Annotated in this window: 14 protein-coding genes; 8 read left to right on the plus strand and 6 right to left on the minus strand. The window is 71.5% G+C overall.

Translation table 11 applies throughout. From position 1 onward, the window contains the following. The first annotated feature begins 103 nt into the window (after positions 1-103). Together ACFV8T_RS09805 and ACFV8T_RS09810 are read left to right on the plus strand one after the other, a co-directional pair. Positions 104-655 (plus strand): DinB family protein, encoded by a 552-nt coding sequence (locus tag ACFV8T_RS09805; protein WP_385326125.1) that lies wholly within the window; start codon positions 104-106, stop codon positions 653-655. 18 nt (positions 656-673) lie between these two features. Beyond that, a complete protein-coding gene (locus ACFV8T_RS09810) occupies positions 674-1315 on the plus strand; it encodes a PadR family transcriptional regulator (protein ID WP_385326127.1) in 642 nt (213 codons plus the stop codon). A 17-nt stretch (positions 1316-1332) separates the two neighbouring features. On the opposite strand, the gene ACFV8T_RS09815 is transcribed toward ACFV8T_RS09810, so the two are convergent. The 3 genes from ACFV8T_RS09815 to ACFV8T_RS09825 form a co-directional block, all read right to left on the minus strand. Then, on the minus strand, positions 1333-2757 hold the full coding sequence (locus tag ACFV8T_RS09815; RefSeq protein ID WP_385326129.1) for a glutamate decarboxylase: 1425 nt from the start codon (positions 2755-2757) through the stop codon (positions 1333-1335). An 82-nt stretch (positions 2758-2839) separates the two neighbouring features. Next, complete coding sequence (wrbA, locus tag ACFV8T_RS09820) at positions 2840-3463, minus strand: NAD(P)H:quinone oxidoreductase (protein WP_385326131.1); 624 nt, start codon at positions 3461-3463, stop codon at positions 2840-2842. Between the two features lie 95 nt (positions 3464-3558). Beyond that, a complete protein-coding gene (locus tag ACFV8T_RS09825) occupies positions 3559-4845 on the minus strand; it encodes an ion channel protein (protein WP_385326132.1) in 1287 nt (428 codons plus the stop codon). A 137-nt stretch (positions 4846-4982) separates the two neighbouring features. Between ACFV8T_RS09825 and ACFV8T_RS09830 the strand changes: the two genes are divergently transcribed. Further along, positions 4983-5741: a MerR family transcriptional regulator gene (locus ACFV8T_RS09830; RefSeq protein WP_385326134.1), complete on the plus strand. Its 759-nt coding sequence runs from the start codon at positions 4983-4985 to the stop codon at positions 5739-5741. A 45-nt stretch (positions 5742-5786) separates the two neighbouring features. On the opposite strand, the gene ACFV8T_RS09835 is transcribed toward ACFV8T_RS09830, so the two are convergent. Continuing rightward, positions 5787-6152: a YbjQ family protein gene (locus ACFV8T_RS09835; protein WP_266417616.1), complete on the minus strand. Its 366-nt coding sequence runs from the start codon at positions 6150-6152 to the stop codon at positions 5787-5789. A 170-nt stretch (positions 6153-6322) separates the two neighbouring features. Here ACFV8T_RS09835 and ACFV8T_RS09840 point away from each other — a divergent pair, with 170 nt between their 5' ends. After that, positions 6323-7033 (plus strand): DedA family protein, encoded by a 711-nt coding sequence (locus tag ACFV8T_RS09840; protein ID WP_385326136.1) that lies wholly within the window; start codon positions 6323-6325, stop codon positions 7031-7033. A gap of 74 nt (positions 7034-7107) precedes the next feature. Here ACFV8T_RS09840 and ACFV8T_RS09845 read toward each other — a convergent pair whose 3' ends face one another. After that, on the minus strand, positions 7108-8817 hold the full coding sequence (locus tag ACFV8T_RS09845; protein WP_385326137.1) for a threonine/serine exporter ThrE family protein: 1710 nt from the start codon (positions 8815-8817) through the stop codon (positions 7108-7110). 180 nt (positions 8818-8997) lie between these two features. Next, positions 8998-9492: an inorganic diphosphatase gene (locus ACFV8T_RS09850; protein WP_031090989.1), complete on the minus strand. Its 495-nt coding sequence runs from the start codon at positions 9490-9492 to the stop codon at positions 8998-9000. An 86-nt stretch (positions 9493-9578) separates the two neighbouring features. Here ACFV8T_RS09850 and dacB point away from each other — a divergent pair, with 86 nt between their 5' ends. From dacB to hpt, 4 genes are all read left to right on the plus strand, one after another. After that, positions 9579-11081: a D-alanyl-D-alanine carboxypeptidase/D-alanyl-D-alanine-endopeptidase gene (gene dacB / locus ACFV8T_RS09855; protein WP_385326139.1), complete on the plus strand. Its 1503-nt coding sequence runs from the start codon at positions 9579-9581 to the stop codon at positions 11079-11081. A 96-nt stretch (positions 11082-11177) separates the two neighbouring features. After that, complete coding sequence (locus tag ACFV8T_RS09860) at positions 11178-12311, plus strand: zinc-dependent metalloprotease (RefSeq protein WP_385326141.1); 1134 nt, start codon at positions 11178-11180, stop codon at positions 12309-12311. Positions 12312-12509: 198 nt separating this feature from the next. Beyond that, the gene (gene tilS, locus ACFV8T_RS09865; RefSeq protein ID WP_385326143.1) at positions 12510-13592 is read left to right on the plus strand and encodes a tRNA lysidine(34) synthetase TilS; all 1083 of its coding nucleotides are present in this window, start codon (positions 12510-12512) and stop codon (positions 13590-13592) included. A 98-nt stretch (positions 13593-13690) separates the two neighbouring features. Further along, positions 13691-14230, plus strand: a complete 540-nt coding sequence (gene hpt, locus ACFV8T_RS09870) for a hypoxanthine phosphoribosyltransferase (RefSeq protein ID WP_072487175.1) — start codon at positions 13691-13693, stop codon at positions 14228-14230. Positions 14231-14407 lie beyond the last annotated feature (177 nt).

Genomic DNA, 14407 nt, shown 5'->3' on the forward strand with positions numbered 1-14407 from the left:
TCCGGGCGCCCTCTCCTTCTCGTTGAGGACAGAGGCTGACCTCAAGGGGTCGTAGCGTGATCGGTGTCAGGAAGAACCGGCACGGATCATCAAGGCGGACACCATGGTCACTCACGTTCCCTCGGAAGCCCCCGGCGACGAGCGCGGCATGTTCCTCTCCTTCATCGAGGCCCAGCGCGGTGCGATCCGGCGCTCCCTGATCGGGCTGACCGAGGAGCAGGCGGCGAGCCGCCCCAGCGCCAGTGAGCTCTCCCTCTCCGGACTGGCCAAGCATGTCGCCGAGGTCGAGCTGAACTGGCTGCGGATGGCCCAGCAGCGGTTGAACGAGACCGTCCGCAACGAGAGCACCTGGGCGGACGGCTTCCGGCTCGTCGGCGACGAGACGGTGGAGCAGGTGCTGAAGTTCTGGGACGGCGTCGTGGCCGAGGAGGAGGAGTTCATCCGCTCGGTGCCCAGCCTGGACGACACCTTCCCGCTGCCGGACGCGCCCTGGTTCCCGAAGGACGGGCGGGTCTCGATGAGGTGGCTGCTGGCCCATCTCGTCGAGGAGCTCGCCCGGCACGCCGGGCACGCCGACATCATCCGGGAGTCCCTGGACGGCCGTACCGCGTTCGAGCTGGTCGCCGAGGCGGGGGGCTACTCTAATCAAAGTTGAATAGAAAGGGTGCGTGACATGTCCGCGATCCGGCTGCTGGTCCTCTGCGCCGTGCGCCAGCACGGCCGGGCGCACGGCTATCAGGTCCGCAACGACCTGGAGTACTGGGGTGCGCACGAGTGGTCCAACGCCAAGCCCGGGTCGGTCTATCACGCGCTGAAGCAGATGGCGAAGCAAGGGCTGCTGCTCGCCCACGAGACCGCCCCGAGCACGGCGGGCGGCCCGCCCCGTACCGAGTACGAGATCACCGAGCGGGGCGACGCGGAGTACTTCACGCTGCTGCGCGCGGCGCTCACCTCGTACGACCAGAAGCCGGACCTGCTGTCGGCGGCCCTCGGCGGCATCGTCGACCTGGAGCGGTCCGAGGCGGTCGCGCTGCTCCGGGAGCGGGTCGCCGGTCTCGCGGCCTGGCGGGCCACGGTCACCGAGCACTACGTGCCGGAGGCGGGGCCCGAATCGCTCGGCCACATCGGCGAGATCATGAACCTGTGGGTCCACTCGGCGGACGCCGGGGCCGAGTGGACGCGCGGGCTGATCGCCCGCATCGAGAGCGGGGCGTACACCTTCGCGGGGGAGGGCGAGCCCTTCGTCGGGGTGCTCGCCGACGGGCAGCGCAATCCGTACGCGACGGGGGTCCCGGATCCCGGCGACGACGAGTGACCGGGCGCCGATCGCGCTCAGTGGTGGAACGCCGTCGCCACCTGCCGGTCGCGGCTCAGCGGGTGCGGCTGGCGGCGCAGGTCGGGAAGGATCAGCCCGATGTCCTCCAGCAGCAGCTCGGCGAGGTCCGACGAGAAGCCGTTGCGGCACACCACCCGCAGCACCGCCAGGTCCTGCCGGTTGGCCGGGAAGGTGTACGCCGGCACGCGCCAGCCCTGTTCGCGCAGCCGCAGCGACACGTCGAAGACGTCGTACGCCTCCACCTCCGGCGCGGTCGTCAGCGCGAAGACGGGCAGCTGGTCGCCCCGGGTGAGGAGCCGGAAGTCGCCGATCGCCTCGATCCGCCCCGCGAGCCCGCGGGCCACGTCCCGGGACGCCTGCTGCACGGCCCGGTAGCCGTCCCGGCCCAGCCGCAGGAAGGTGTAGTACTGCGCGACCACCTGTGCGCCGGGCCGGGAGAAGTTCAGCGCGAAGGTCGGCATGTCGCCGCCCAGGTAGTTGACCCGGAACACCAGCTCCTCGGGCAGCTCGGCGGGCGAGCGCCACAGCACCCAGCCGACGCCGGGGTAGACCAGGCCGTACTTGTGCCCGGAGGTGTTGATGGAGGACACCCTCGGCAGCCGGAAGTCCCACACCAGGTCCTCGTCCAGGAACGGCGCCACCATCGCCCCGGAGGCCCCGTCCACATGGACGGGGATGTCGAGACCGGTGCGTTCCTGCAGGGCGTCCAGCGCCGCGCACAGCTCCGCGACCGGCTCGTACGAACCGTCGAAGGTGGAGCCGAGGATGCCGACGACGCCGATGGTGTTCTCGTCGCAGAGGTCGGCCGCGGCCTGCGGATCGAGATGGAAGCGGTCGCCCTCCATCGGGACTGTCCGCGGCTCGACCTCCCAGAAGGTGCAGAACTTGTCCCAGCAGACCTGCACGTTGATGCCCATGACCAGATTCGGCCGGGCGGTCGCCGGATAGCGGTCGGCGTTCCTGGTCGCCCAGCGGCGTTTCAGCGCCAGCCCCGCGAGCATGCAGGCCTCGCTGGATCCGGTCGTCGAACAGCCCACGACCGCCGAGGGATCGGGGGCGTTCCAGAGGTCGGCGAGCATCGCCACACAGCGCCGCTCCAGCTCGGCCGTGCGCGGGTACTCGTCCTTGTCGATCATGTTCTTGTCGCGGCACTCGCCCATCAGCACCCCGGCCTGGGGCTCCATCCAGGTGGTGACGAAGGTGGCGAGGTTGAGCCGTGAGTTGCCGTCGAGCATCAGCTCGTCGTGGACAAGGCCGTACGCGGTCGACGGCGGCATCGGCCCGTCGGGCAGCCGGTGCCGGGGCGGCGCCGACTCCATGCCGGCGGCCGGGTCGGCCTCCCCGTAGAACGGGTTGAGGGCGAGCTTGCGGCGGGCTTCGGACGGTTCCGTGCTCGGGGACGAACCCTTGTGGAGAGGCATCGGCGGGCAGCCCTTCTCGGCTCTCGGCGGTCTTTCGTGACGCGCGACGCGTGATGGTCCGGTCGGGGTGTGTGCGGTGCCGTCAGCTCCCGGCGGCGAGGCCGTCCTTGATGGCCCGGGTGAACTTCACGACCCGCTCGGCCTGGACCCGGGCGGCGGTCAGGGTCTGCTCGCCGACCGGGATGTCGCCCTGGCCGGCCACGTGCGAGGTGCCGTACGGATTGCCGTCCACGAACTTCGACGGGTCCGTGTAGCCGGGGGCGACCAGGATTCCGCCGAAGTGGTGGACCGTGTTGTAGAGCGCGAGCAGCGTGGACTCCTGGCCGCCGTGCGCGGTGCTGGTGGAGGTGAAGCCGCTGTAGACCTTGTCCGCGAGGTGGCCCGCCTGCCAGAGGCCGCCGAGGGTGTCGAGGAACTGCTTGAGCTGGGCGGTGACGTTGCCGAACCGGGTCGGCGTGCCGAGGATCACGGCGTCCGCCCAGATCATGTCGTCGGGCGAGGCCTCGGTGATGTCGGCGGTGGCCTTCGCGTTGGCGGCCCAGGCCGGGTTGGAGTCGATGGCCGCCTGCGGGGCGAGCTCACCGGCCTTGCGCAGCCGCACCTCGGCACCGGCCTTCTCGGCGTACTGCGCCATGGCCTTGGCGATCGTGGCGATGGTTCCGGTCGACGAGTAGTAGATGACGGCGACGTTGACGGGCGTGGGCATCGCGGAAACCTCCGGCGGACCTGATGGGACGAATCCATACGGATGCGACGATACGGAAGGGCCGGGCATCCGGCGCGTCGGGCGGGAGCCCCGGCTCAGCGCAGCGGCTCGCCGTCCTCGCGCAGTTGCATCTGGGGCCGCCCGGTCACCAGCAGCCAGGCGGGCAGTGAGGCGACGCACAGCATCGGGAGCACGGCCGCGTCGCCGACCAGCACCGCCGCGGTGAACAGGCTCAGCCAGCCCTGCCGGGTGATGGCCAGCAGAATGCCCAGCACCCCGCAGGTCACCGCGAGCGCCACCGGCACCGAGGGGACCAGGGCGTGGGCGCAGAGCCCCAGCGCGACACCCACGAAGACGGCGGGGAAGATCCGTCCGCCCCGGAAGCCGCAGCTCGCCGCGATCACCAGCGCGGCCGTCTTCACCACGGCCATGACCGCGAACTGCCCGGCCGACCAGCCGCTCGGGTCGGCGGCGAGCTCCTTCACCTCGTCGAGCCCCTTGAACAGGGTGAGACGGCCGCCGAGCGCCCCCAGCAGACCGAGCAGCAGCCCGCCCGCGGTCAGCGCCAGGACCGGGTGCTTCAGGGTCCGGAAGAGCCGGTGCGCGTGCGGGAACGCGTACACCGCCAGCATGCCGAGCACCGCCCCCGCCAGTGCGATGACGACTGCGGAGAGCAGGTCGCCCCGGTGCGGGCGGGTGTAGGCCGGCAGTGACAGGTCGAAGCTGGGATGGGCCAGCAGGGTCATGGTGAGCGCACCCGCGGTGCCCGCCGCGAGCGGGCCGAAGAGGCGGTCCCAGAGCGCGCCCGGTCCGGCGCGGGAGGCGAGGGTCTCGGAGAGGATCAGCGCGGCGGCCACCGGGGTGCCGAAGAGGGCTCCGATGGTGCCGGCCGCGGCGAGGGAGAGCCAGAGCGCCGCCGGTGTGCCGGGTGCGAGGCGGCGGCCGAGCCAGAAGGCCAGCGCGATGTTGGCGGCCGTGATCGGGTTCTCCGGACCGAGGCTGACCCCGCCCGCCAGGGTGAGGACCGTGACCAGCAGCAGCCCCGGGACCACGCCCGGCGGCAGCGGCGGATCGACCAGCCCGGTGGTCGCCGGATCGGGGCCCGCGTGACCGGGCACCACCCGGATGAGCAGCCCGACCACCAGCCCGCTCGCGGTGAGCGTCACGATCATCCAGAGCGCGGAGTAGCGGCCGACGGAGAGCGCGTCGGGGAGCGTCTGCCAGAGCACGTCCTGGAGCTTCTCCGCGAGCAGGCTGATGCCGAGCAGGACGAGCGCGCAGAGGATCCCGACGGCCAGGGCGGGCACGATGACGGGCAGCAGCCGGTGCACGGGCGTGGTTGCGGGAGCGGGTCCGGCGAGAGCGGAGGAATCGGTGGCCACCGGCTCACCATAACGGCCTAAAAGGAACATAACCCCTCGAATGGCGCCGGGAGTGGCGGCAATTCGGGCTTGCACCTCACGTCACGTCAGGACCCAGGCTCGGGACGTACCCGATCGGAGAAGGGAGCGGGGAAGTCATGGAGTACCCCGTGGGACAGGTCGCCGGATTCGCCGGAGTCACGGTGCGCACCCTGCACCACTACGACGGCATCGGGCTGCTCTCGCCCGGCGCGCGCAGCCGGGCCGGGCACCGCCGCTACGACGACGGTGATCTCGACCGGCTCCAGCAGATCCTGTTCTACCGGGAGCTCGGCTTCCCGCTCGACGAGATCGCGGTACTGCTCGACGATCCGCGGGCGGACCCGCAGGAGCATCTGCGGCGCCGGCTCCGGCTGCTGTCCGACCGGATCGCCGAGCTGCGAAGGATGGCCGACGCCGTCGAAACAGCCATGGAGGCACGGAAGATGGGCATCAACCTCACACCCGAGGAGAAGTTCGAGGTCTTCGGGGGCAAGGACCCCGAGGAGCACGCGGAGGAGGCCGAACGCCGCTGGGGCGGCACGGCCGCGTACGCCGAGTCGCAGCGCCGGGCCGCCGGGTACACCAAGGACGACTGGAAGCGGATGCAGGCGGAGGTCGCCGAATGGGGCGCCGCCTACGACGCGCTGATGGCGGCCGGGGAGCCGGCCACCGGCGAGCGGGCGATGGAGCTGGCCGAGGCCCACCGGCTCCACATCGGCAAGTGGTTCTACGAGTGCACCGCCGAGATGCACCGCGGGCTCGGCGAGATGTACGTGTCCGACCCGCGGTTCCGCGCGTTCTACGAGTCGATGCGGCCGGGCCTGGCCGAGCATCTGCGGGACGCGATCGACGCCAACGCCCGGCGCCCGGCGTGACCGCCACGGGGGTGGGGGCACCCCCACCCCCGTGGCCGCGCCCGCTCAGCTCCGGCTGATCACGGCCGCGGTGCCGTACGCGCACACCTCCGTGCCCACGTCGGCCGCCTCGGTCACGTCGAAGCGCATCATCAGCACCGCGTTGGCGCCCCGGGCCCTCGCCTGCTCGACGAGCCGTTCCATCGCCTGGTTCCGGGTCTCGACGAGGGTCTTGGTCAGCCCCTTCAGCTCGCCGCCGATCATGGACTTCAGTCCGGCGCCGATCTGGCTGCCCAGATGGCGGGAGCGCACGGTCAGGCCGAACACCTCCCCGATCACCTGGGTCACCTGGTAGCCCGGTACGTCGTTCGTGGTGACGACCAGGACGTCCGACTGGGCCGTCTGCCCGCCGCCGTATTCCTCAATGCCCATCGTGTGGTACCTCCTGGGGACAGCTTTGTCCCGGTTGATCCGGAGTGCATCCCCGGTCGGCCCAGTGTGCGTCCTCGCGCGGGCCGTCTGGAACCCGGGGGTGTCATCCTGCGTTGATAGCTTTGGGCGGCCACGCAGCCGCCATCGATCGATCCAGGAGCCCCGGACCCTTGAATACGCTTGCGCTCGGACCGAGCTGGCTGGACCCGGACTATCTGATCAACACCTTCGGACTTCCCGGCGTCCTCCTCATCGTGTTCGCCGAGTCCGGACTGCTGATCGGCTTCTTCCTCCCCGGCGACTCGCTCCTGTTCACCACGGGTCTGCTGGTCACCACGAACCAGCTGGACACCCCGCTCTGGCTGGTCTGCCTCCTGGTGGCGCTGGCGGCGATCATCGGTGACCAGGTGGGCTATCTCTTCGGCCGCAAGGTCGGCCCCTCGCTCTTCAAGCGCCCGGACTCCCGCCTCTTCAAGCAGGAGAACGTCGAGAAGGCGCACGAATTCTTCGAGAAGTACGGACCGAAGTCGCTGATCCTGGCCCGCTTCGTGCCCGTGGTGCGTACGTTCACCCCGATCATCGCCGGTGTGAGCCGGATGAACTACCGCTCGTTCATCGTGTTCAACATCATCGGCGGGGTGCTCTGGGGCGTCGGCGTCACGCTGCTCGGCTCGGCCCTCGGCAAGATCGACTTCGTCCACGAGAACATCGAGGCGATGCTCATCCTGATCGTGCTCATCTCGGTGGTGCCGATCGGGATCGAGTTCCTGCGGGCCCGCTCCAAGTCGAAGAAGGAAGCGGCGTCCCACGGCGAGGGCCCCGGCCCGTCCGCGGGGGGCAGCCCGGCCTCGGGCCAGCGCGGCCGGCACGCCAAGCGCTGACGTACGCTCCGCCGCCGCGGGCCTGCGGGCCTGTCGGGCGACCTCCGGTCGAAGGCCGCCCGACACCCTCGGAATCAGAAGCCGCGCGTCCGCTTGGCCGCGCGGCGGTTCGCCCCGCCGACCGCTCCCGGCACCCGCATGAAGAGCCGGGAGATCTCGCTCCCCAGATTCACCCCGATCGCGATGGCCAGCGCCGTGGCCACCGCGGTCGACAGCGAGGCGAGCCCGGCGTTCACCCTTCCCTGCGCCACGGCCAGCAGCCCGAAGTACGTGGCCGAACCGGGCAGCAGCGGGCCGATCGCCGCCGTGATGAACGGCAGCGACGAGGTGTACCGGTAGCGCGAGAGCAGCTGCCCGAACAGCCCCACCAGACCGGCCGCCGTCGCCGTCGCCGCCACCGCCGAGATATGGCCGGTGCGGGCCATCGCCCCGTAGATCACCCAGGCCACACCGCCGTTGAGGGTCACCGCCAGCACCGTGGACCGGTCCTGCTGGAGCAGGATCGCGAAGGCGAAACAGAGCGCCATCGACGCCAGGATCTGCACCACCGGCCGGTCCTGGCCGACGAACCTGGCCTCGGGGTTCAGCTGTGCGCCCAGCTGAAGCCCCAGGTACAGCACCAGCAGCACACCGACGACGATGCCGATGAACAGGTACATGACTTCGAGCAGACGCGCGGCCGCGGTGATGTAGAAACCGGTCAGCCCGTCCTGCACACCCGCCACCAGGGCCCGCCCCGGCAGCAGCGCGAACAGCCCACCGGTGATGACCGCGGACGGCCGTACGTCCGACCAGTGGGTGAGGGTCAGCGCCACCCCCAGCGCGGCCGGCGGCATCGCCGCCACCACGAACTGGTAGAACTCCGGCAGCCCGCGCCCGGCACACAGCCAGGCGAGCCGGTCGCCGAGCATCGCGCCGACCGCCGCCACCAGGAACACCAGCGGACCGCCGCCGAGCAGCACCGACGCCGCCCCCGCGAGACCGCCGGCGGCCAGTGTCAGCACCCAGCCGGAGTACGGATGCCGGTTGCGCCGGATCTCCGCCAGCCGCCGGTAGGCGTCCTCCAGCGAGACCTCGGCGTCCTCGGTGGTGATGTCGTCGATCAGCCGGAAGACGGCGGCCAGCCGGGTGTAGTCGGTGGCGCGGCGGCGTACGGTACGGCTCGCCGTGACCGGGTCGTCGACCAGCGACGGCTGGTGCGAGATCGACAGCAGGGTGAAGGTGACCGTGGGCTCGCAGCGGTCCAGGCCGTAGCTGCGGGTCACCGCGAACATGGCCGCCTCGACGTCCTCGGCGCCCTCGCCGCCGGCCAGCAGCAACTCCCCGATGCGCAGCGTCAGGTCGAGCACGCGCGGCACCGCGGGCCCCGTCTCGTCGGGCTTCTGCACCGTCTCGGGCGCCGGGCGCTCGGCGACCGGCATCCGCAGCATCGTGCGCATCCGGTCCTGCCAGGGCGCCTCCTTGGTCAGCCGGATCATCGGGCTGCCGTGTGCCGGGGTGAAGGCGGGCGGCGAGTGCTGGGCGCTGTAGGTGCGCGGCGGGGCGAAGGCGGAGCCGGGCGTGTCCGAACCCGTTCCCGGCCCCGGGCCGGAACCCGAAGCGGAACCTGTTCCCGGCCCCGGGGGCTCATGCGCCAGACCGGCCGGAATGGCAAACTCCGATGTCGGCTGGTCGTCCTCGGAGGCGGACACGCGCCTGCCCACCCCGGTCGGCGGGACGAAGGCGCTGCGCGCCTCGTCGGACTGGGGCTTCTGGTCCTCCGGACCGCCCTTTTCCGCCACCACCAGATCTCGCTCCTCGTCGGCTGCCCTTGTGCCCAGTATGGCCACGGGCCGGGGCACGGGTACGAAGAGGCCTGCCCGCGGACCGGGCGGGCATGCGGAACGGGCGGCACTCCTTCGGAAGGAGTACCGCCCGTTCCAGCTCCGGAACCGTGGAAACGGAACCGGATCACGACCCTCGGGTCAGTGCGCGCCGCCCTGCGCCTCAAGGCGCTTGTAGGAGGCCTCGATCTCGGCCTCGGCCTCGGCGCGGCCGACCCAGTCGGCGCCCTCGACGGACTTGCCGGGCTCCAGGTCCTTGTAGACCTCGAAGAAGTGCTGGATCTCCAGGCGGTCGAACTCCGACACGTGGTGGATGTCGCGCAGGTGCTCCACCCGGGGGTCGGAGGCCGGCACGCACAGCAGCTTGTCGTCGCCGCCGGCCTCGTCCGTCATCCGGAACATGCCGATGGCGCGGCACTTGATGAGGCAGCCGGGGAAGGTCGGCTCCTCCAGGATGACCAGCGCGTCCAGCGGGTCGCCGTCCTCGCCGAGGGTGTTCTCGACGAAGCCGTAGTCCGCCGGGTAGCTGGTCGAGGTGAAGAGTCGACGGTCCAGGCGGATCCGACCGGTCTCGTGGTCCACCTCGTACTTGTTCCGCGAACCCTTCGGGATCTCGATAACGACGTCGAACTCCACGGGTGGCTCCTCCATGATCAACACATACGACTGGTGATTAAGTGTCCCCCACGCAGATGTGTGCTCGCGAAAGGGGCTGGTCAACGGTGGACGAGCCGGTGAAAAGACCGTCGGTCAACCCGCTGGACAAGCTGAGCAGGCTGACCCGACGGGCCGCCATGATCAGGTCGAAGGGACTGAACGACCGGCAGTTCACCGCCGTCTCCGCCGGCCTCGGCCTGGCGCTCGCAGCCGGCGTCGTCCTTGCCGCCGGCCCCTGGGACTCGGGTCAGCGTAAGGCCGAGACGGACTGGGCCGCCGCCCGGAACCGTACAGGTGGCGCACATCACGACTCCACCGCACCGTCCGGACCGGATCCCGCGCCCAGCGCCCCGGCCGTCCTCGCGGCGCTCTCCTCCGCCGTCGACAACTCCGCCCCGGACGCCCGCACCGGCCCGAACGGCGCGGCCGACGCCCTCCGCGCCGTTCTCGGCCCGCTGCTGAAGGACCCCGCCCTGGGCAGCCGGCACGCCGCCGTCGTCATCGACACCGCCGGCGGCGAGCAGCTGTACGGCCAGGGCGCCGGCACCCCCATGACGCCCGCCTCCACCGTCAAGATCGCCACCACGGTCGCCGCCCTGAGCGCCCTCGGCCCCGATCACCGCATCGCCACGACGGTCCGGGCGTCCGCGGACTTCCGCGGCCTCACCCTGGTCGGCGGCGGCGACCCCACCCTCGACAGGGCCGCCCTGCGCAGGCTGGCCACCGACACCGCCCGCGCCCTGAAGGACCACGGCGTCGAGAAGGTCCGCCTCGGGTACGACACCTCCCGCTACTCCGGGCCCGCCCGGCACCCGATCGGCCCCAACGAGAACATCGCGCCCGTCAGCGCCCTGATGACCGACGAGGGCAGGCTCGACAGCACCGACAGCGGACCCGCCCCGCGCAGCGACGACCCGGCCGGCGACACCGCCCGTACCTTCGCTGAGCTTCTCGACGACGCCGGGATCGCCACCGGGGCCGACCCGAAGCCCGGCCGCCCGGCTGCCGGGTCCCGGAAGGTCGCCGAACACCGCTCGGTACCGCTCTGCGCCCTGGTCGAACGGGCCCTGACCAACAGTGACAACGACATCGCCGAAGCACTCGCCCGGCAGACCGCCCTCGCCGCGGGCGAACCGGCCGACTTCGACGGCGGCCGACGGGCCGTCACCGCACAGCTCAAGAAGCTCGGCCTGCCGCTGAAGGGCGCGGACCTCGCCGACGGCAGCGGACTCAACCGCAAGGACAAGGTCACCGCCGGACTGCTGGCCGGCCTCCTCGCCCGCGCGGCCGACCCGGACCACCCCGAACTGCGCCCCGTCCTCACCGGACTGCCCGTGGCCGGTTTCAGCGGCACGCTCAGCGACCGCTACACCGGCAAGTCCGCGGGCACCGGCCTGATCCGCGCCAAGACCGGCACCCTCACAGGCGTGAACACCCTCGCGGGGACGGTCGTCGACCGGCAGGGCCGGCTGCTCGCCTTCGCCTTCCTGGCCTCCGGCACGACCTCCCCCTCCGACGCCCAGTCCGCCCTCGACGCCCTCGCCACCGCCCTGAGCGCCGTCCGGTGATCCCCGGCGGGGAGCACCGGACAGCCCTCGCCGCCCGCACCCATTGAGCCGGTCAACACCGCACCGCGGACGGACCCGAGCACGTACGGTTGACGCATGACGAGCATCGGTGGTGCCGAGATGGTCGACTGGAATCTCGCGGTCGCGACCGCGACCCGCCTTGTGCGGCCGGGGCCGGAGATCAGCCGCGAGGAGGCCCGCGAGGTCGTCGCGGAGCTGCGCCGGCATGCCAAGGCCGCGGAGGAGCACGTCCGTTCCTTCACCCGGATGATCCCGGAGGGGACCGAGCCGGAGGACACCCCGGTCCTGGTCGTGGACCGGGCCGGCTGGATCAAGGCCAATGTCGCGGGCTTCCGCGAACTGCTCCGCCCGCTGCTGGGCAAGATGCAGGACCGGCGCGCGGGCGGTCCCGGCGGCGCCGTGCTCGGCGCGGTCGGCGGCAAGGTGACCGGCGTCGAGGTGGGGATGCTGCTGTCGTTCCTGGCCTCCCGGGTCCTCGGCCAGTACGAGACGTTCGCCCCGGCCACCCGCGAGTTCCCGGCCTCGGCCGACGGCGGCGGCAGGCTGCTGCTCGTCGCCCCGAACATCGTGCACGTCGAGCGCGAACTGGAGGTCGACCCGCACGACTTCCGGCTCTGGGTCGCGCTCCACGAGGAGACCCACCGCACCCAGTTCACCGGAGTGCCCTGGCTCCGTGACCATCTGCAGGGCGAGATCCAGTCATTCCTCGAAGAGACCGACATCGACCCGATGACCGTGCTGGAACGGCTCCGCGAGGCCGCCCAGTCCCTGGCCGGAGGCCGTCCCGAGGGCGAGGACGGCGAGGACGGCGGCCGCAGCCTGGTCGAGCTCGTCCAGACGCCCTCCCAGCGCGAGATCCTCGGCCGGCTCACCGCAGTGATGTCCCTGCTCGAAGGCCACGCCGACTACGTGATGGACGGCGTCGGCCCCGAGGTCGTCTCCTCCGTAGGCGAGATCCGGGAGAAGTTCCAGCAGCGCAGGGCCCGCGGCGCCGGCCGACTCGACCAGGCGCTGCGCAAGCTCCTCGGCCTCGACGCCAAGCTGCGCCAGTACCGCGACGGCGAACGATTCGTCCGGGCCGTGGTCGACGAGGTCGGCATGGACGGCTTCAACCGGGTCTGGACCTCGCCGAACACCCTGCCCACCAAGGCGGAGATCGCGAAGCCGGCGGACTGGATCGCGAGGGTGCACCGTAGGGCAGAGCCCTGATCGCGACCGCTCCGACGGCGGACGACAGGATGAGAACGCGCCGGTAATCACCCATCCGAGGGACCGTAAGGGCATGGGAAGGCGTGCAATGCTCGATGGACGGCTTGCCTCTGTCACCATCGACGCACTCTGAGTGACGGCGCACTTCCCGTCCGGCACTTCGAGCCACCTCCCCAAACTTCACGAAGGGCACCGGACATGGGTCCCCATCCTGCGGTCGCGGCGATACGCCTGGCGGTCCGCCGCGTACTCCACGACGTACTCACCGAACACACCCGAAGCGCCGGACACACCCGGCGCACCCCGCACCCCGAGCTCGCCGAAGCCGGTGCGGGCAGGCAGCGCGCCGCACTCCCCGAACGCCCCGACACTCCGCTGGTGCTGGTGGCCTGCTCCGGCGGCGCCGACTCCATGGCCCTCGCCTCCGCCCTCGCCTTCGAGGCCCCCAAACTCGCCGTCCGGGCCGGAGGGATCACCGTCGACCACGGCCTCCAGGACGGCTCCGACACCCGCGCCGCCGAGGTCGTCGACCGCCTCACCGACATGTGTCTCGACCCGGTCGAGTCCGTCGCCGTGCAGGTCGGCCACGACGGCGGCCCCGAGGCCGCGGCCCGTGACGCCCGCTACGCCGCCCTGGACGCGGCGGCCGAGCGGTACGGCGCCGCCGCCGTCCTGCTCGGACACACCCGTGACGACCAGGCGGAGACGGTGCTGCTCGGCCTCGCCCGCGGCTCCGGGATCCGCTCGCTCTCCGGCATGGCCGCCGCGTCCGGACCGGCCGGCCGCTACCGCCGCCCCTTCCTCCAGCTCGACCGGCAGACCGCCCGCAAGGCCTGCCTCGTCCAGTCCCTGCCCGTCTGGGACGACCCGCACAACATCGACCCCGCCTACACCCGCTCCCGGCTGCGCCACGAGGGCCTGCCGGCACTGGAGAAGGCGCTGGGCAAAGGGGTCGTCGAGGCCCTGGCCCGTACCGCCCAGCTCTCCCGCGACGACGCCGACGCGCTGGACACCTGGGCCGCCGAGGCCGACCGCGCCGTGCGGGACGACGCGGGCCGTCTGGAGTGCGCCAAGCTGTACGCGCTGCCGCCCGCCGTACGCCGCCGGGTCCTGCGCCGGGCCGCCATGGAGGCGGGTTCCCCGGCCGGTTCGCTCTTCGCCCGGCACATCGAGGAAGTCGACCGTCTGATCACCGGCTGGCGCGGCCAGCGGGCCATCAACCTGCCCGGACGGGTCGAAGCCATGCGCCAGGGTGGCAGACTGGTCATTCGGCAGAGCTGAAGCACGAGCGGCCGACACGCAGGCGAGCGGCCGCACGGGTGCGGGGCAACAGCCCGGACCCGGCAGGCAGGAAAGAGACGCGGGTGAACGAGAAGGACATGGGCACCGACCTTCAGTCGGTGCTCCTCACCAAGGAAGAGATCGACGCGAAGCTCGTCGAGCTGGCCGCGAAGATCGACGCGGAGTACGCGGGCAAGGACCTGCTCATCGTCGGCGTCCTCAAGGGCGCAGTGATGGTGATGGCGGACCTGGCGCGCGCGCTGTCCACCCCCGTCACCATGGACTGGATGGCCGTCTCTTCGTACGGCGCGGGCACCCAGTCCTCCGGAGTGGTCCGGATCCTCAAGGACCTGGACACCGACATCAAGGGCAAGCACGTCCTGATCGTCGAGGACATCATCGACTCGGGCCTGACCCTGTCGTGGCTGATGTCGAACCTCGGCTCGCGCGAGCCCGCCTCCCTGGAGATCTGCACCCTGCTGCGCAAGCCGGACGCGGCCAAGGTCGCGCTCGACTGCAAGTGGGTCGGTTTCGACATCCCCAACGAATTCGTCGTCGGCTACGGGCTCGACTACGCCGAGAAGTACCGCAACCTCCCCTTCGTCGGCACGCTCGCCCCGCACGTCTACGGGGGCTGACCTCCTCGCGGAGCCCTTCGCCCGGCCCCCGGGGCGCCCGGACCGGACCGGGGGCGACGGTGGGGAACCTTTCACCGGGGTCCCGCCGTTGAGCCTTCGAAGGCGGGTTTTGACAGACGTCCCCGGCGGTCGCGGGTGACAATGCTGGGGTACCGTCCGAAGAACAGTCTTTTCTCA

This window comes from Streptomyces sp. NPDC059832, from assembly GCF_042731715.1.
Lineage (GTDB): Bacteria > Actinomycetota > Actinomycetes > Streptomycetales > Streptomycetaceae > Streptomyces.